Annotated in this window: 9 protein-coding genes and 1 tRNA gene; all 10 read left to right on the top strand. The window is 52.5% G+C overall.

Annotated elements, in window-relative coordinates:
- Positions 1-351 precede the first annotated feature (351 nt).
- Complete coding sequence (locus tag DHL47_RS07370; RefSeq protein ID WP_209551417.1) at positions 352-1,182, top strand: DUF695 domain-containing protein; 831 nt, start codon at positions 352-354, stop codon at positions 1,180-1,182.
- A 51-nt stretch (positions 1,183-1,233) separates the two neighbouring features.
- Positions 1,234-1,321: transfer RNA gene (locus DHL47_RS07365), tRNA-Ser, on the top strand.
- Positions 1,322-1,686: 365 nt separating this feature from the next.
- On the top strand, positions 1,687-7,524 hold the full coding sequence (locus DHL47_RS07360) for an accessory Sec-dependent serine-rich glycoprotein adhesin (protein ID WP_209551423.1): 5,838 nt from the start codon (positions 1,687-1,689) through the stop codon (positions 7,522-7,524).
- 172 nt (positions 7,525-7,696) lie between these two features.
- Complete coding sequence (locus tag DHL47_RS07355; protein WP_209551416.1) at positions 7,697-10,915, top strand: SP_1767 family glycosyltransferase; 3,219 nt, start codon at positions 7,697-7,699, stop codon at positions 10,913-10,915.
- A gap of 8 nt (positions 10,916-10,923) precedes the next feature.
- Positions 10,924-11,928, top strand: coding sequence for a sugar transferase (locus DHL47_RS07350; RefSeq protein ID WP_209551415.1), 1,005 nt, complete (start codon positions 10,924-10,926; stop codon positions 11,926-11,928).
- Positions 11,929-11,959: 31 nt separating this feature from the next.
- Complete coding sequence (gene secY2, locus DHL47_RS07345; protein ID WP_209551414.1) at positions 11,960-13,177, top strand: accessory Sec system protein translocase subunit SecY2; 1,218 nt, start codon at positions 11,960-11,962, stop codon at positions 13,175-13,177.
- A gap of 8 nt (positions 13,178-13,185) precedes the next feature.
- Positions 13,186-14,766 (top strand): accessory Sec system protein Asp1, encoded by a 1,581-nt coding sequence (gene asp1, locus DHL47_RS07340; RefSeq protein WP_209551413.1) that lies wholly within the window; start codon positions 13,186-13,188, stop codon positions 14,764-14,766.
- Entirely contained in the window at positions 14,756-16,285 is a 1,530-nt protein-coding gene (gene asp2, locus DHL47_RS07335) for an accessory Sec system protein Asp2 (protein ID WP_209551412.1), read from the top strand. The genes asp1 and asp2 overlap by 11 nt, the downstream gene beginning before the upstream one ends.
- On the top strand, positions 16,282-16,761 hold the full coding sequence (gene asp3 / locus DHL47_RS07330) for an accessory Sec system protein Asp3 (RefSeq protein ID WP_209551411.1): 480 nt from the start codon (positions 16,282-16,284) through the stop codon (positions 16,759-16,761). Before asp2 ends, asp3 begins: the two co-directional genes overlap by 4 nt.
- Positions 16,754-19,135 carry an accessory Sec system translocase SecA2 gene (gene secA2, locus DHL47_RS07325; RefSeq protein WP_209551410.1) on the top strand — a complete coding sequence of 794 codons (2,382 nt, stop codon included), beginning with the start codon at positions 16,754-16,756 and terminating at the stop codon, positions 19,133-19,135. Before asp3 ends, secA2 begins: the two co-directional genes overlap by 8 nt.
- Positions 19,136-19,139: the final 4 nt, after the last annotated feature.

Here is a 19,139-nt window from a genome sequence, read left to right as displayed (position 1 = left end):
TTGCTTCCTCTCGGAAGCTCTATCTATAACCTCAAAACCTCCACTGGAGCTTTTGAGCAATCAGCTACCGCGTCAAGCGTTTTTTACCAAAACAAAGCGAAACTGAAGGACTTTTATCTCAGTCTCACAGGGCGCTGAACTGAATCAGTCTTACACTATCATTACTCTAACATAGAAATTTATAAGATGTCAAGTTCTCGTGTGTGGGGTATGTGGAAATGCCTTTGCAGCTTGCCAAATTTCTGATTTGTGTTATACTAGTTTGGTAGTAGTATACGAAAAGAGCTGAGCGTTTCTGAGGAGGCTCTGAAATTCCTGCCGGCCCCTGCTGATCCTAAGGAGATTTTTGATATGAGTTTTTTTAAAAATCTATTTGGCAAACAAGATGAGTCTGAAGCGGAAGAAGCTGTGCCGGAAGCAGTTCCGGCGGATGACGGCTTTCCCAGTGAGTGGGGCTCTTTCTCGACCTTCATTGATGATAAGCTTGCCAGTATCCGTTTGAACTTGGCTCTGGCTGAGGAGGCCCCTTATGCGATCTATCCTTATGCCATGCGGCTGAAGATTGCGCTCTTGCAGTATGATGCTGAGACAGGCTTTCCTTCAAGCGCGGAGTTTGACAGTCTCAATGCTATCGAAGATCAGCTTGCAGAGGAGTTGGCCAAGGTCGGAGGTGTCCATGTCGGTGTGGTCACGACAGACGGCAATATCGAATTTTACTTTTATCTGCAGGATAAGAGGAGCCATCTGGAGCCCATTGCGCGTGTGATGACGGCATTTCCGAGCCATCGGTATGATTCGGCGACTTTGGCTGATGAAGACTGGACGCAGTATTTTGACTTTCTCTATCCCAATGACTATGAGTACCAGACCATTCTCAATCAGCGGGTTTGGTATGAGCTGGAAAGGGCTGGTGATGACCACAGTCAGGAGCGGGAGCTTGATCACTGGATTTACTTTGCCTCTGAAGAGGACCGTGCTGCTTTTGCTCAAGAAGCAGAAGGGCTGGGCTATCGGCTTGCCGGAATGGAAAAGACGGATGACAGTGCCAAGCCTTATCAGCTGCATTTGACCCGCATGGATAATACAGAAATCTTTGATTTGAACCAAAATATCTGGAAATTAATCAAATTTGTAAAAAAATTTGACGGAGACTATGGCGGTTGGGGCTGTGATGTGGTATAATGGTTATCAGATGTTTACAATTTAGAGGTTGCGATTAGCTTCCTCCTTTATGGAAGATTACTCAAGAGGCTTAAGAGGCTGTGTTGGAAACGCAGTAGGCGTGTAAAAGCGTGCGTGGGTTCGAATCCCATGTCTTCCGTTCTATCTCACATCATCAATATCAGAAGGAACGCTTTCGGGCGTTTTTTCTATGGCCCTTAACGAAACCAGTCCGCAGGACCGAGTTGAGTTTAGGGCCATTGATGCAGTTCGAGCGTCAGCGAGAACTAGGTTTCAAAGCTGCCTTGAGAAAATCAGTCCTTAGATTTTCAAAAGCGCTGGCAGGGACTGTCTCCAGAAAGCTTGATAACTGGGCTTTTTTTCTGCTTTTTATAAGGTTGAAAGTGATTTGAAAACAATTTCAGCAAAAAAATAAGTAATAAATTGACAAAAACGAGTAATAATGTGGTAAACTAAGGGTAATATAGTTTTTTAAAAAGAGATATAAATTAGAGGAAGAAAAGTATGTTTTTTAAACGCCAGAAAGGTAAGTATCACGAAGTAGAGCGCGTGACGCGGTTTAAACTGATCAAATCAGGGAAACATTGGCTGCGTGCTGCGACCTCACAGTTTGGCCTTTTTAAGTCAATGAAAGGGGGAAATCTTTCATCGGTTGAGGTCAAGGTAACAGAGGAGCAGTCCGTCGATAAGCAGGGCGGTCTGCAATTCTTGAAAGGGCTGGTCGCCACGGGGGCTGTTCTAGGAGGGGCAGTCGTTACCAACGCCAACACTGTCAAGGCTGATGAGGATCAGGCTGTAGAAAAAGTCATCGATACATCAGGAGTCCTGGCAACGCGGGATGATGCAGTGCTGGGGACTGCCACAGATGAAACAGCGGCAGAGTCTGCCCTGCCTGAGTCAACAACAGAAGCTGCTTCAGATACTCAGTCCATCAGTGCCTCTGCCAGTCTGTCTGCCTCCGAGTCCGCTTCTGTCAGCGCTTCTGTATCCGGCAGTGAGGCTGCGTCACAGTCGGCCTCTGTCAGTGCAAGTACATCACAGTCTGTCTCAGATTCTTTGAGTGTGTCTGAGTCTCTTTCAGTGTCTTCAAGTACCTCTGCTTCAGCGGCAGTGACTGACTCAAACCAAGCGGCCAGCGCATCCGCCTCTGCCAGCATCAGTGCCAGCACCAGTACCGCTGCTGCATCGCAATCAGACAGCAGCAGCCAATCCACGGCCAACAGCAGTCAGACATCACGTGTCAGAACGCGGCGGGCGGTGACGGAGCCGCCGGGGCCTAGCGTGGAATATCGCGATGTGAAGGGGGACATGATTCAAAATGTAACAACAAGTTTTGATAATGTCACTAGACTTTTGACTTGGACGATTACTTTGACACCAAGACAGGTTAAAACCAATTTTGGTGCGCTTGTATCAATCAGCGGCAATCAAGAAACTCGTTCCGTAACGATTAATGGTAAAAATGCAACAAATGGAGGCATTTATAATTCAGGTGGTGTCTGGAATCTCTATACAGGAGAGTCCGTTGCCAATAATACACTCCGTATCATCACTCATATAGATGATACTGGCGGTGATGTGAAGTTGGGTCTCCGTTTAGTAACTAGCGATAAAGCCATTACCAATACAAATCTTCCGCTTGAGTTTGATGAGGTTGCTTCGACAACAAATGGAAGTTGGGACAAGGTAGGATATAACACAACTGTACCGGAGAAGGATACGGAAAGACCAGTTGTTGATTTCCCTAGTGAAATTACTGTTTATCGTGGTGAGTCCTTTGAATTTGTTGCGACAGTAACGGATAATTCCAATGCTTTTGATCTTAATAAGACACTTTATCGTTGGTTGTATAGTAATCTTCCTGGAACCGGTACTGAATGGGTGAGATATTCGGTTACACAAGAAGGCAATCAGTTAAAAGTTCGTATTTACGGCGATGTTCCAGTAGATACAACGATTGGTGATTATACTCGTTACATCACAGCTACAGACGCAGCAGGGAATGTGAATGCAACACAAACGGAAATGGGAAATGCTGCTGCGAACAAGACATCCGTTAACGGGCAGTTTAGACTGATTGTTCGATTTAGAGTAAAAACTCCGGAAAATACTGTTATAGTCAATAATACGAGTCGGTTATCAGAAGCCGAAAAAAATCAAGTCAGAGAAGCGATTAAGCAGAGCAATCCAGATTTGAGAGCACAAGATGTAGCCAGATCCAATTATGTTACTGCAATTACTGTCGCGAATGATGGAACGACTACTATAACATATCGGGATGGTAGAACAGACACGATTGAAGGCAGCAAGCTGGTAGACACAAGAGCTGGGAGCACCTCCAAATCTCTTAGTACCGTTGCCTCTGCGAGTGCCTCCGTATCAGCAAGTACCAGTGCCTCAACTAGCGTGGTTGCTTCACAGTCAGCTTCAGTGAGTGCATCCACCTCTGCAAGCACCAGTACAGTACAGTCAATCTCGGCCAGCCGCTCTGCATCGACCTCAACCGTGCAGTCCATTTCGGCAAGTACCTCAGCCTCGGTAAGTGCGTCAACCTCCGCGAGCGTATCAGCGTCCACAAGTGCATCGGTATCCGCAAGTACCTCAGCCTCAGTAAGTGCGTCAACCTCAGCCAGCGTGTCGGCTTCAACGAGCGCATCAGTATCTGCAAGTACGTCCGCATCTGTAAGTGCATCGACTTCGGCAAGCGTATCAGCTTCCACGAGTGCATCAGTGTCCGCAAGTACGTCCGCATCCGTAAGTGCATCAACGTCTGCGAGCGTGTCGGCTTCCACGAGTGCATCGGTGTCAGCAAGTACCTCAGCCTCAGTAAGTGCGTCAACCTCCGCGAGCGAGTCAGCATCAACGAGTGCATCAGTGTCAGCAAGTACCTCAGCCTCAGTGAGCGCATCAACCTCTGCGAGCGTATCTGCCTCTACCAGTGCGTCGGTGTCAGCCAGCACGTCTGCGTCCGTAAGTGCATCGACTTCGGCAAGCGTAAGTGCTTCAACGAGTGCATCGGTATCCGCAAGTACGTCTGCGTCCGTAAGTGCATCGACCTCCGCGAGCGAGTCGGCCTCTACCAGTGCATCAGTGTCTGCCAGCACATCTGCATCAGAGAGCGCATCAACATCTGCGAGCGAGTCGGCGTCTACAAGTGCTTCTGTATCCGCAAGTACCTCAGCGAGTGTAAGTGCGTCAACTTCGGCAAGCGAGTCTGCTTCCACGAGTGCATCGGTATCCGCAAGTACCTCTGCATCCGTAAGTGCGTCGACTTCAGCGAGCGAGTCAGCTTCAACCAGTGCGTCGGTCTCCGCAAGTACGTCCGCATCCGTAAGTGCATCAACTTCAGCGAGCGTATCAGCCTCCACGAGTGCGTCTGTGTCCGCAAGTACGTCTGCGTCTGTAAGTGCATCAACTTCAGCAAGCGTATCAGCCTCTACGAGCGCATCAGTGTCAGCAAGTACCTCCGCGTCCGTAAGTGCATCGACTTCGGCCAGCGTATCAGCTTCCACGAGTGCATCGGTATCCGCAAGTACCTCTGCATCCGTAAGTGCGTCAACCTCCGCGAGCGTATCAGCGTCCACGAGTGCATCGGTATCGGCTAGCACCTCCGCGTCCGTGAGTGCGTCAACTTCAGCGAGTGTATCTGCCTCCACAAGTGCTTCAGTATCAGCCAGCACGTCCGCTTCAGAAAGTGCGTCAACTTCAGCGAGCGAGTCTGCTTCCACGAGTGCATCGGTATCCGCAAGTACCTCTGCATCCGTAAGCGCGTCGACCTCCGCGAGCGAGTCAGCTTCAACCAGTGCGTCGGTATCAGCAAGTACGTCTGCGTCAGTGAGTGCATCAACGTCTGCGAGCGAGTCGGCTTCCACGAGCGCATCGGTATCCGCAAGCACCTCTGCGTCCGTGAGTGCGTCAACTTCAGCGAGCGAGTCAGCTTCAACCAGTGCGTCGGTCTCCGCAAGTACGTCCGCGTCCGTAAGTGCATCAACTTCAGCAAGCGTATCAGCTTCAACTAGTGCATCAGTCTCCGCAAGTACGTCCGCATCCGTAAGTGCATCAACTTCAGCGAGCGTATCAGCCTCCACGAGTGCGTCTGTGTCCGCAAGTACGTCTGCGTCTGTAAGTGCATCAACTTCAGCAAGCGTATCAGCCTCTACGAGCGCATCAGTGTCAGCAAGTACCTCCGCGTCCGTAAGTGCATCAACTTCGGCAAGCGTGTCCGCTTCCACGAGTGCATCGGTATCCGCAAGTACCTCTGCATCCGTAAGCGCGTCGACCTCCGCGAGCGAGTCAGCTTCAACCAGTGCGTCGGTCTCCGCAAGTACGTCTGCGTCAGTGAGTGCATCAACGTCTGCGAGCGAGTCGGCTTCCACGAGCGCATCGGTATCCGCAAGCACCTCTGCGTCCGTGAGTGCGTCAACTTCAGCGAGCGAGTCAGCTTCAACCAGTGCGTCGGTCTCCGCAAGTACGTCCGCGTCCGTAAGTGCATCAACTTCAGCAAGCGTATCAGCTTCAACTAGTGCATCAGTCTCCGCAAGTACGTCCGCATCCGTAAGTGCATCAACTTCAGCGAGCGTATCAGCCTCCACGAGTGCGTCTGTGTCCGCAAGTACGTCTGCGTCTGTAAGTGCATCAACTTCAGCAAGCGTATCAGCCTCTACGAGCGCATCAGTGTCAGCAAGTACCTCCGCGTCCGTAAGTGCATCGACTTCGGCCAGCGTATCAGCTTCCACGAGTGCATCGGTATCCGCAAGTACCTCTGCATCCGTAAGTGCGTCAACCTCCGCGAGCGTATCAGCGTCCACGAGTGCATCGGTATCGGCTAGCACCTCCGCGTCCGTGAGTGCGTCAACTTCAGCGAGTGTATCTGCCTCCACAAGTGCTTCAGTATCAGCCAGCACGTCCGCTTCAGAAAGTGCGTCAACTTCAGCGAGCGAGTCTGCTTCCACGAGTGCATCGGTATCCGCAAGTACCTCTGCATCCGTAAGCGCGTCGACCTCCGCAAGCGTATCAGCCTCCACGAGTGCATCGGTATCAGCCAGCACCTCCGCGTCAGTAAGTGCGTCAACCTCAGCGAGCGAGTCAGCATCAACGAGTGCGTCAGTGTCCGCAAGTACCTCAGCGTCAGTGAGTGCGTCAACTTCCGCGAGCGAGTCAGCGTCTACGAGCGCATCGGTGTCCGCAAGTACGTCTGCGTCAGTGAGTGCATCAACGTCTGCGAGCGAGTCAGCATCAACCAGTGCGTCGGTCTCCGCAAGTACGTCCGCATCAGAGAGTGCCTCAACCTCAGCAAGCGAGTCAGCATCAACCAGTGCATCGGTATCCGCAAGTACCTCTGCATCCGTAAGTGCGTCGACCTCTGCAAGCGTATCCGCATCAACCAGTGCATCGGTATCAGCAAGTACGTCTGCGTCAGTGAGTGCATCAACGTCTGCAAGTGAGTCCGCGTCTACGAGCGCATCGGTGTCTGCAAGCACTTCAGCTTCAGAAAGTGCATCGACCTCAGCTAGTGAGTCCGCATCAACCAGTGCATCAGTGTCCGCAAGTACGTCCGCATCAGAGAGTGCATCGACTTCTGCGAGCGTATCAGCGTCTACGAGTGCGTCCGTCTCAGCAAGTACGTCCGCTAGCGTAAGTGCGTCGACTTCAGCAAGCGAGTCAGCGTCAATCAGTGCATCGGTATCCGCAAGTACGTCCGCATCAGAGAGTGCGTCAACTTCGGCAAGCGTAAGTGCTTCAGAGAGTGCGTCGACCTCTGCAAGTGAGTCCGCATCTACTAGCGCATCTATTTCTGACAGTTTATCCGCTTCAGTCAGTGAGAGTGCCTCTGCGAGCGCATCTGTGTCTGCAAGTACCTCCGCCTCTGCGAGTGCGTTGATCTCAGCGAGCGAGAGCGCGTCGGTATCAGCCAGCGCATCGGGTCTGGAAAGTGCTTCAGTCAGCGATTCTCTGTCTGTCAGTGAGTCGTCATCCCTGAGCACCAGCACCTCTGTCCTGCACAGTCAGCTGGATTTGATCCATGAGAAGGAGTTCTATTCACTTAGTCTGTCGACCAGTGCTTCCTTGTCTGAGTCTATCAGTCTCAGCGAGTTGGTCAGCGTCAGTCAGTCTGAGTCAGCACGCCTGTCCGCATCAGTCAGTCTGTCGACCAGTCAGAGCACGTCTGAAAGTCTATCCCTTTCGACCTCGGCGCGTCAGTCAGAGCTGGATCTGCTGGCCAAGGGTCAATTACCTCAGACAGGGGAAGTGGAGAGCAAGGCCTCCATTCTGGCTCTGGGCTTAGGTGCACTAGGCCTGGCCTTCAAGAGACGCAAGAAAAAAGGTGACTCTGAAGAGTAGCCAGTATACAGAAAAGCAGGAAGTTTTGCGGCTTCCTGTTTTTTTGACATTTTCAGAAAAAAAGTCTCCTTTATGAGGCAGGAAAGTCCCTGAAAACCTAGATTTTTCGGGCAATATTTTATATAATACAAGGAGTAGAATGATACGATGAAGATGAAAGAGCAAGGGAAATATGCAGGCAATTGTTTTAATTGGAGATCAGGACTATCTGGAGCCGCTTTCGACCGCAATCAAGTCGATTTTGTATTATAATAAAAATGTTAAGCTATATGTCTTAAACAGGGGGATTGCGACTGAGTGGTTCTGTGATTTGCAGGAGCTGGCCGGGCAGTTGGAGAGCGAGCTGCTGCCTGTCAGTCTGGATCAGGCAGCCATCCCTTCGGACTGGCAGACGCAGGACCATATCAGCTCTATGACCTATGCCCGCTATTTTATTCCGCAGTTTGTGGCAGAGGATCGGGTCCTCTATCTGGACAGTGATGTGATTGTCAAGGGAGAGCTGCAGCCCTTGTTTGAGCTGGATCTGCAGGGCCGGGCTATTGCAGCGGCCGGTGATGCCGGTGGTTATGGTTTTAATGCTGGAGTTTTGCTGATAGACAATCGGGTCTGGAAAGAGCGGCAGCTGTCAGCGGTCCTTATCAGGGAGACGGAGCGAATCATGGAAGCGGTCCAGTCCGGTCAATTTGAGGATTTTAACGGCGACCAGACGGTCTTAAATCAGGTCTTTGGGCAGGACTGGCTCCCGCTGGATAAGATCTACAATCTGCAGGTGGGGCATGACTTGGTGGCCTTCTACAGCGGCTGGACGGGGCACTTTGAGCTGGAGCAGGAGCCGATCATTATCCACTACACGACCTACCGCAAGCCCTGGAACTCTGTAATCAGCTATCGCTACCGTCAGCTGTGGTGGGATTTTCAGGCCTTGAGTCTGGAGGAGATTGCGGCCCATCATGAGGGAGCCTTTGAGCTGCCCGACAGCTGGGAGCAGGCTGCTCTCAACTGTCTGATCTTGACCAATGTGCAGGAGCTGGAGCAGATAGAGTTTTTGGCTCAGGCTCTGCCGACGGTTCATTTCCATATCGCCTGCTACACCGAAATGGGGGATTATCTGCGTTCTCTGGACAGATATGATAATATTCAGCTCTATCCGCAAGTCGTGGAAGCAGTGCTGGACGAGATGATTGGGCGGTGTCAGCTTTATCTGGATATTCACCATGGTACTGAACAGTATGAGATGGGCAGCCGGTTTAAGGCAGCCGGCAAGCCGGTGCTGACCTTTGACAATACTCAGAAAAATGAGGCGGCTGACTTTGTCTATCCTCATGCCAATCCTCAGGAAATGGTGGAAAAGCTGCGCTCTCTCATGAAGAAGGCTGTACCGGAAGGCTATCGGGCGGTCGTTCTGGCGGCCGACTATCTCTACAGCGATCAGGTCTCCACTACGATTAAGTCCATTGTCTGCCACAATCGCTTTATCAAGTTTTACCTGATTAACAGTGATTTTCCGGCTGAGTGGTTTGTCAGCATGGAAAAGAGACTGGCTAAGCTGGACTGCCGTATTGTCAATGCGCGGGTGGACAGCAGCCATATCAGTCATTACAAGACCAACATCCACTATGCGGTATTTTTACGATATTTTGCGGCAGATTTTGTGACAGAAAGCCAGGCCCTGTATCTGGATTGCGATATTGTGGTGACCCGGGATTTGACGCCTTTGTTTGAGCGAGAGCTTGGTCAAGCGCCGCTGGCAGCAGTAAAGGACTTGGGCGGTCAGGTTTACTTTGGAGAGCAGATATTTAATTCGGGTGTTCTGCTGATTAATATCAAGCTGTGGCGAGAAGCAGGTGTCGCGCAGCAATTAATCGAAATGACGGATCAGCTGCATGATCAGGTCAGTCAGGATGACCAAAGCATTCTCAATCTGCTCTTTGAAAATCGCTGGCTGGAGCTGCCTTTTGCTTATAACTGTATTACCCTGCATATGGCTTTTTCGGACTATGTGCCAGAGCTGGGGCTCTATCCTCCGGTCATTCACTATCTGACGGAACGCAAGCCTTGGAAGGAGTTCACGCAGTCCATTTACCGGGAGCTTTGGTGGTTTTACCATGGGCTGGACTGGGCGGACTTGCAGGAGCCAATCGGGGCTCTGACTGAGAAAATGGTGAACGGTCCGGCTTTCTCCTGCTTGGTTTACACTTATTCTTGTGATCTGCTCCATATTGATGATTTGATCCGCTCCTTGCCTGCCTGTCATTTTTATATAGCAGCGCCGGTGGTAGTGGCAGAGCCGATCAGCCGCCTGCTGCGGTACTCCAATGTCAGCGTCAGCTCAGATATTGCGGGGATTCCGGGGTTCTTGGAGTCATTGGCAGAGAAGGCGCAGCTGCTCCTTGATATCAATGCCGGCGATGAGGTGGACGGGATTATTTCCCGCTTTCGGTCAGCCGGCAAGCCAGTTTTTGCCTTTGACAGCACGGCCCACGGCCAGCAGGGGCAGGAGCTGTTTGCAGCGGATCAGCCGGCAGAGATGGCAGCGGCCATTGAAGCCCTGCGGCTGCAAGAGCCAGAGGAGCGGAAGATTGAGGTGCTGCCCATAGAGCAGACGCTGGACTACCTTTTAGAACACGGCTCCTCAGCGGTTCGCTTTGGCGATGGGGAAATGGATATCATTGCAGGCCATAGCATTGCCTATCAGGATTACCAGCCGGAGCTGGCAGAGCGCCTAAGAGAGATGATGGCACAGGAGAGCAGTGAGCGCTTGATTATTTGCCTGTCAGATGTCTTTGAGGGATTGGAGCGATATTTGCCTGAGGCTCGGAACTTTTGGAAGTGGCATCTGCATCATCATCTGCTTGACTACCAGACCATTTGCCGGGCGCCTTGGTATGGTTCGACCTTTATTTCCCGGCCCTATATTGACTTGGTGGACAAGTCGCTGTCGGCGGGTTATTTTGACAAGCTGAAGAGGCTGTGGCAGGATCGGGACCTTTTGATTGTAGAAGGGGCTGCCTCGCGCTCGGGTGTGGGCAATGACCTCTTTGCTGCGGCCAAGTCGATCAAGCGGATCATCTGTCCTTCCCGCAATGCCTACAGCCGGCTGGAGGACATCAAGGCAGCGGTCAGAGAGCAGGCGGGCGACCGGCTGATCTTGGCCATGCTGGGACCTGCAGCCAAGGTCCTGGTCTATGATCTGGTGCAGGAGGGCTATCGGGCGCTGGATATTGGTCACATCGACTCAGAGTACGAGTGGTTCCAGATGGGCGCGACCCACAAGGTCAAGCTGGCCCACAAGCATACGGCGGAGTATAATTTTGACCAGGATATCGAAGTGCTGCCTGACCGCGATTACGAGCGTCAGATTGCTGTCAATCTGACCGAACAGAAGCAATAGAAAAGAAGATGAAAGTTAATATTACCAATTTATACGGCATGTCCGGCCAGAGTACGGCCTTGATTGCCCAGAATGATGTGAGCAGGCTGGCCAAGGAGCTGGGTTTTAATGAGCTGGGTTTTTATTTTTACGATATTTATAGCGACAGTCCCTCGGAGCTGAGCACGCGGCTGGACGGGATCATGGCCAGTGTGGCCTATGGGGATGTGGTCATCTACCAGTCGCCGTCTTGGAACGGCCGGGAGTTTGATCAGGCCTTTGTCCGCAAGCTCAAGGTACTGCAGGCCAAAATCGTCACCTTTATCCACGATATTCCGCCGCTCATGTTTCCCTCCAATTACTATCTCATGCCCGAGTACATCGACATGTACAATCAGTCGGATCTGGTCATTGTGCCGTCTGAAAAGATGCGGGACAAGCTGATCGAGGAGGGGCTGACGGTGGAGAAGGTTCTCATCCAGCATATGTGGGACCACCCTTATGATCTGGCCCTGCATCAGCCGCAGTTTGAGCGCAAGCTTTACTTTGCCGGCAGTGTGGAGCGGTTTCCGCATCTGGCTAACTGGGCCTATGCAACGCCGCTGGAGATTTTCTCGCCCGAAGAGGAGAGCAGTCCTGCGGCCAATGTCCGCTTTCGCGGCTGGGTCAGCCGGCCCGAGCTGCTGCTGGAGCTGTCCAAGGGCGGTCTGGGACTGGTCTGGGGTGTGGAGGAGGATCCGGCCGAAGAGCCGGAATACTACGGCCTCAATATTTCCCATAAGGCGGCCACCTATCTGGCGGCGGGTCTTCCGATTATCGTGCCGGCCTATCTGTCCAATGCTGAGCTGATCCGCCGGCAGGGCTTAGGCTTTGTGGTAGACAGTCTGGCTGAGGCCAGCCGTGTGGTGGAGACACTGAGCCCGGAAGAATACCAGGCTATGGCCGAGCGGGTCAGAAATTTCTCTTTCCTGCTCAAAGAAGGCTATTTCAGCAAGAAAGTCTTGCTGGATGCGGTCATGGAAGTTTTGTCTTAGTGTTTTTCAGCCATCACAGTGAGGAGTCAATGTGAAGTCATTTTTTAAAGCGGTCATTATCAAGAAGTTTCTTTGGACCTTATTTTTCTTATTTATCTATGTACTAGGGAGCAAGCTGCCCCTGCCTTTCATTGACATGGGCAAGGCGGTGTCCTTGAATGGTGCCTCAGCGACCTTGAACTATGCAACGGCTCTCATGGGCGGAAATCTGCGCAGCCTGTCGCTCTTTTCAATCGGCCTGTCGCCCTGGATGTCCTCCATGCTGATCTGGCAGATGTTTGCCATCTCCAAAAAGCTGGGCCTGGGCAGACTGCCGCTGGAAGTGCAGGAGCGGCGGCGCATGATTCTGACCTTCTTTGTCTCCCTCCTGCAGTCGGCAGCAGTCGTTCTCAATCTGCCGGTGGCAGCAGGAATGGACCCAACGGCTGTTCTGCTGCTGGACACCCTTATCTTAATGGGGGGAACCTACTTTCTCATCTGGCTGACTGATCTGAATGCTGCTATGGGACTGGGAGGTTCGGTGATGATTGTCATGGCCAGCATGATTTCCTACATTCCGCAGGATATCTGGCAGTCAGTGCAGGAGCTGCAGATCCCGCCGGTCTGGCTGGGCCTTCTCCTCCTGCTCAGTCTGGTCTTTCTCTATCTGGCTGTGGTGGTCGAGCGGGCCAAGTACCGGATACCGGTCAATAAGATCACCATCCACAATCGCTTTAAGAAGTACTCTTATCTGGATATCCGCCTCAATCCTGCGGGCGGCATGCCGATTATGTATGCTATGACGCTGGTCAGCATTCCCCAGTATCTGCTCTTGCTGGTCCACTTTTTCCAGCCGGGCAATCAGCTGATCCGCCAGTGGATCTTGGATCTGTCTATGGGCAATCTAGGCTGGTTTGTCCTCTATCTGCTGACGATTTTCATCCTAGCTTTGGCTTTTGCCTTTATCAATGTCAGCGGAGACCAGATTGCTGAGCGCATGCAAAAGAGCGGGGAGTACATCGAGAATATCTATCCGGGGGCAGCTACCCGGCGCTATATCAATGGCTTGGTGACGTATTTTGCCATAGTGGGAGCTGTCTATCTGGTGCTGGTATCGGGCCTGCCTATGATGATAGTGCTTTGGGATGTCCGCTATCTGCGTCTCAGTATGATTCCGGGGCTTTTCATGATTTTTATCGGAATGGTCTTTTCGATTAAGGATGAGGTGGATGCCTTGACCCTTAACGATCGCTATCGTTCCTTGCTATAGGAGAAGACATGTATTATTTTATTCCTTCCTGGTCTGGCAGCGGGGAGCGGGTCTGGCAGTGGGATATAATCCCTTGGTACCGCTCCATGCAGCGGCTGGAGTTTGATGATTCCATTCATCAGATTCGGATTTTTCAGAGTCAGCAGCTGCCGGTCAAGATGCTGCTGCCGGCCTATATGCCTCATGCCCGTTATTTTCTGCACCGGCAGGACTTGTTTGAAACGGATTATTACTCCGTCTTTGACGATATTCAGGGCGTTCATTCCGACTTTATGCAGGCTCTGCAGATCAAGGACTTGGACTGGGAAGCCGACTGCGAGTTTCTCTATACGCCCTTTCTGGTCATGGTTCGCAGGCAGGGACAGCTCTATGCCCATATCGAGTTTGGCATTGAGGGCTTTCTCAGCTTTATCCGCTTTTTCAAGGACGATCAGCAGGACAAGCTCTATATTTTTGATGACCGGGGCTTTATTTCCAGCATTACTTATTATGAAAATGGGCAGGAGCGCTATCGGGACTACCTGCAGCCGGACGGTGACTGGCGGATTCGGGAGCATTTGACCCAAGATGACTGCCGGGTTGAGGTCAATCCGGCCTATCTGCTGGCTTTTGATAAGCTGGAGTATGAGCGGATGCCGGATTTGATTTTGGAGAAATTGGGCCATTTTATCAGCAGCCAGGCGGGTGCAGACAGCAAGTTTGTCCTGGCGGCTCATCCGCTTTACAATCGGGCTGTGCTGCAGCTCTTGCCGCCTCAGGCTCAGAAGATTCTCAGCTTTTTCCATGAGCGCAATCGGGAGCTGGACTGGTCCAGTCTGGCAGCGGATCTGCAGCTGGTGGATCTGGTCCTGACCGACCGCATGGATGTTCAGGCTGCCATGAAGAGCTGCCTGCCCCAGCAGGCCCACAAGGTCCACTATCTGTCGCCTTTTGATACGCGGCTGCAGCTGGGCAAGAGTCAGCGCAAGCGCGAGTCCAAGATTTTCTATCAGCTCAATCTGGAGGAGCCCATCAATGACTATGCCATCTTCAAGGTCCTCTTTTATGTGGCCAAACATCCCGAGACGGAGCTGACCATCGGTGTTTACAATGCTTGGCAGGAGGGTCTGCAGACGGTGGAAGCCAAGGTGGAGGAGCTAATCGATGAGTATCTGAATCGGCATGAACTGATCAAGCATTACCGCCGCAGCGAGCAGGCTGAGAATGCCCTCTTGGAAAATCAGGAGCAGGAGCTTCGTTATTGCATTAAGAACATCACTGACGAGCTCAGCCTGATACAGGAGCTGGAGTACACCCGCCTGATTGTGGATCTCAATGAGCATCCCAATCTCTATACACAGATTGCGGGCATCAGTGCCGGGATTCCCCAGATCAATCTCGTGCCGTCAGACTATGTGACGCACCTGAAAAACGGCTATATCCTGACCTCGCTTTCGGACCTGCCGGCAGCAGCGGACTACTATCTGGACGGCCTGAAACATTGGAATCAGGCCCTGATTTACTCGATTGAGAAGATTAGGGAAAATACCGGTATGGAACTGATCGGCAGGTGGGAGAAGTGGCTCAAGGAGGCAAAGCATGCAAGATAAGCTGAAGATTTTACAGGTTGGCCTGAGCGACTGGAGCCGGGAGCTGTCCCTGCCGGACAATATGGTCTGGTACCATTTCTTTCCTCATTCCCGTCTGGCTCTGAAAAAGGTCATGGAGATGGACAGGATTTTTCAGTTCAGCGCCATTCTGGTGGAAGACTTGGCCCTGATTCCGGACCTGTTCATGATTGAGGACAAGATTACGCCCTATACGGTCTTTTACAATCAGGATCAGCAGACTCAGGAGGCGGACATTGAGTATTTTCTCAAGCGCCACTGTGCCCAGCCGGCGGACATGAACGACCGCTCTGAGCTGGTGCGGCTGCTGTCCAAGGCTCTCTTTCGCGGCCAGTACGGCGACAAGATGACGCCCATCGATATGACGGTCAGTCCGGGCTTTGGCGGGCAGATTTGCTACAATGGCTATGAAAATCTGACTCTGGAAGGGGACTTTGGTCCGGACTTTCAGCCGCTAGTTTCCTTTCGCTACAATGTCGTGGCCAGTCAGGCCAATCCTGTCGAGCTCTGGCTGGAGTATGAAAAGGAGGGGGACTGCCAGCTGCGCCTGCGGGTCTGCAATATCCAGGAAGGCTCTACGGCTCATATCATCCATGAAGCGGTCTTTGCTGAAGCCGATATGCAGGAAGCCATGGTCTTGGATCATGATGATACTTCTTATCTGGCAGTGAGTCTGGAGGCTCAGGGGCAGGGCCGGCTGCAGATTGGTGCCCTGCATCAGCGCCTGACCCGCTATCACTTTGGCAAATATGTACTGGGCGGCAGGATTCTCACAGACAGCCGCCGGCAGGAGATCAATTACTTCTTTTATCCGGGAGATCTGAAGCCGCCTCTTGCAGTCTATTTTTCCGGCTATCGACGGGCCGAAGGCTTTGAAGGCTTCGGCATGATGCGAGGTATGGGGACTCCCTTTCTCCTGTTTTCTGACCCGCGTGTGGACGGCGGGATGTTTTATCTGGGGAGTCAGGAGCTGGAAAGCGGCATTCATCAGATTATCCAGGAGCATTTGGATCTGCTGGGCTTTACCGAGCGGGATTTGATCCTGTCGGGCATGTCCATGGGGACCTATGGTGCCATGTACTATGGAGCTGGCTTTCGGCCGCGGGCCATCATTCTGGCCAAGCCGCTGAGCAATCTGGGGACCATCGCCAAGCGCGGCCGCCTGCGGCTGCCCAAGGTCTTTCCAACGGCTCTCGACCTGCTGCATCTGCATACCGGCGGTAAGGACGAGCAGCATATGGAGGAGCTGGATCAGCGTTTTTGGCGCAGGTTTAAGAGGGCGGATTTCAGCCGGACCACCTTTGGGATTTCCTATATGAAAGAGGAGGACTATGATCCGACCGCCTATGAGGATATTGTCGCAGCCCTGCATTCGACCGATGCCAAGGTGATCAGCCGCGGCACATCCGGCCGCCACAATGATGACTCGACCATGACCGTCGCTTGGTTTATGAATTACTATAAAATGATACTGGAAAGGGAATTTGGGCGAAAGAAATGAAAGTTCACAAAAGAAAGGGCATCTACTGGGGCGAGCTGAGGGGCCTGTCAGCTGCCGGCAATGCCAAGGATTTCACCTATTTATACGGCTCCACACTGATCTATCATTCTCCGTCCCATATTTTCTTTGAAAATAAGCTCATGGCGTCCGGGCAGACCATTCACGAGTGGTCCTCTGGCTGGCACTACCAGCGGGACCGGCTGCAGCCTTCGCTGCCGCTGCTGAAAAGGGGCGCCCGCTACCGTCTGACCAGAGATATGGACCTTTATCCGGACTTCAGTGTGTTTCTGAAGGTCATTTTCTTTGACCGCTACAATGAAGAGCTGGGCAATCAGGTGGAGCGCTCGGAAAGCCTGACTTTTACCTACCCTCAGGACGCTTACAGCTACAAGGTTCAGCTGCTCAGTGCAGGGGTAGAGTCCTTTGAGTTTTATGCACTCAAGATTGACCAAGTTGAAGAGGAGTCTGATGATTAAAAACAGTTTTCAAATCCGCCGTCTGCAGGCGATTGTCCATCAGGTCAATGCCTTTGAGAAAGAAATGGCCAGCCTGTCAGATGCAGCCCTTCAGGCCAAAACCAAGGAATTTAAAGAGCGGCTGGCTGAGGGGGAGAGCTTGGATGAGCTGCTGCCAGAAGCCTATGCGGCAGTCCGCGAAGCCGATCGGCGGGTGCTGGGGATGTTTCCCTATGAGGTTCAGGTCATGGGGGCTGTCGTCCTCCACCAGGGCAATGTCGCTGAAATGGCTACGGGCGAGGGCAAGACCCTGACCGCAACCATGCCCCTCTACCTCAATGCCCTGACCGGACAGGGAGCTCTGCTGGTGACGACCAACAGCTACCTGGCCCTGCGGGATGCTGAGGAGATGGGCCGGGTCTATCGCTTTCTGGGCCTGAGCATCGAGACAGCGGTGCTGGCTGACGAGAGCAAGGAGCTGACTCCTGAGCGCAAGCGGGAGATCTATCAGGCCGATATTGTCTATACCACCAACAGTGCTCTGGGCTTTGACTATCTGATTGAAAATCTGGCTGACACCAAGGCCAGTCAGTACCTGCGGCCCTTTCATTATGTCATCATTGATGAGATTGACTCCATCCTGCTGGACAGCGCTCAGACACCTCTGATCATCTCAGGGGCTCCGCGGGTTCAGTCCAACTTCTACGGCATCATGGACACCTTTGTCACCACCCTGAAAGAGGGCGAAGACTACAAGTATGATGATGAGAAGAATGAGGTCTGGATGACCCTGAAAGGCATTCGGGCAGCTGAGTCCTTTCTGGATCTGCAGCATTTATTTGCCAAGGAAAATCAAGAAATTGTCCGCCACCTCAATCTGGCCCTGCGGGCCCATAAGCTGTACAAGAAGGACAAGGACTATGTGGTCCGCGAAGGCGGCAAGGAGGCAGAGGTGGTGCTTTTGGACCGCTCCACAGGCCGGCTCTTGGAGATGACCCGGCTGCAGGGCGGCCAGCATCAGGCCATTGAGGCCAAGGAAGGAGTCAGTCTGACTCAGGAAACGCGGGCCATGGCCTCGATTACCTACCAAAATCTGTTCAAACTCTTCAGAAAGATTGCCGGGATGACTGGGACTGGCAAGGTGGTGGAGCGCGAGTTTATGGAGACCTATTCCATGGCTGTGATTAAGATTCCGACCAACCGCAAGGTCATTCGCCAGGATTTGCCGGATCAGCTCTATCAGACCCTGCCGGAGAAGGTCTTTGCTTCGCTGGATGAGGTCAAGCACTATCATGCCAAGGGCAATCCGCTTTTGATTTTCACCGGTTCGGTGGAGATGTCAGAGATTTACTCCTCTCTGCTCCTGCGGGAGGGCATTGCTCATAATCTGCTCAATGCCAACAATGCAGCCCGCGAGGCTCAGATCATTGCTGAGTCAGGTCAGAAAGGGGCGGTGACAGTCGCTACCTCCATGGCCGGCCGGGGGACAGACATTAAGCTGGGAGCCGGTGTGGCAGAGTTGGGCGGTCTGGTGGTCATCGGCACGGAGAGGATAGAGAATCAGCGGATTGACCTGCAGATCCGCGGACGGTCAGGCCGGCAGGGAGACCCCGGCATCAGCAAGTTCTTTGTCTCTCTGGAAGACGACCTGCTCAAAAAGTGGGGACCGGACTGGCTCAAGACCTTCTATCGGGACTACTCGGTTGATGAGGTCCAGCTCCAGCCAACCCAGCTCAGGGGGCGGCGTTTTCGGAGTCTGGCTGCTAAGGCCCAGCGGGCCAGCGAAAGTGCTGCCAAGCTGTCGCGCCAGCTGACGCTGGACTTTGCCCAGAGCATGAAGATTCAGCGCCAGCTGACCTATGCTGAGCGGGACCGGCTGATTCAGGCTGAGGAGCGCATCGATCAGGAGATTGAGCAGGTGCTGAGCCAGGTCATTCATCAGGCGGCTTATGAGCGCAGCTATGCCAGCCGGGCCGACCTCTATCGCTATATCTTGGACCATTTCAGCTACCATGCTGAACGGATTTCCTATGATTTTGACCTCTATTCGCCGGAGAAGATTGAGCAGCTTTTGCTGGGGATTGCCAGAGAGGAGCTGCAGGCAAAGAAGGACTATCTCCGGTCGGACAAGCTTTTTACAGACTTTCAGCGGATCTGCGTCCTCAAGGCGATTGATGAAAACTGGATCGAGCAGGTGGACTATCTGCAGCAGCTCAAAACAGCCCTGAGCGGCCAGCATTTCTCTATGAAAAATCCTCTGGTTGAGTATTATCAGGAGGCTTATGATGGTTTTGAGTATATGAAGGAGCGCATGAAACAGCAGATGGTGAAAAATCTGCTGATGAGTGAATTGGCGCTGAACCCCAAAGGAGAAGTGATTACCTACTTCCCGTAAGACG

Origin of the sequence: Streptococcus panodentis, assembly GCF_017884005.1 — a bacterium.
GTDB lineage: Bacteria > Bacillota > Bacilli > Lactobacillales > Streptococcaceae > Streptococcus > Streptococcus panodentis.
The sequence above is the reverse complement of the archived record's forward strand: the minus strand, read 5'-3'. Positions and strand labels throughout refer to the sequence as shown.

Bases quoted from the DNA above. Each gene is read 5' to 3' on its own strand.
- asp2 (WP_209551412.1), top strand. From the start codon at position 14,756: ATGCAAGATAAGCTGAAGATTTTACAGGTTGGCCTGAGCGACTGGAGC.
- asp3 (WP_209551411.1), top strand. From the start codon at position 16,282: ATGAAAGTTCACAAAAGAAAGGGCATCTACTGGGGCGAGCTGAGGGGC.
- DHL47_RS07360 (WP_209551423.1), top strand. From the start codon at position 1,687: ATGTTTTTTAAACGCCAGAAAGGTAAGTATCACGAAGTAGAGCGCGTG.
- secA2 (WP_209551410.1), top strand. From the start codon at position 16,754: ATGATTAAAAACAGTTTTCAAATCCGCCGTCTGCAGGCGATTGTCCAT.
- DHL47_RS07350 (WP_209551415.1), top strand. From the start codon at position 10,924: ATGAAAGTTAATATTACCAATTTATACGGCATGTCCGGCCAGAGTACG.
- asp1 (WP_209551413.1), top strand. From the start codon at position 13,186: ATGTATTATTTTATTCCTTCCTGGTCTGGCAGCGGGGAGCGGGTCTGG.
- DHL47_RS07355 (WP_209551416.1), top strand. From the start codon at position 7,697: ATGCAGGCAATTGTTTTAATTGGAGATCAGGACTATCTGGAGCCGCTT.
- DHL47_RS07370 (WP_209551417.1), top strand. From the start codon at position 352: ATGAGTTTTTTTAAAAATCTATTTGGCAAACAAGATGAGTCTGAAGCG.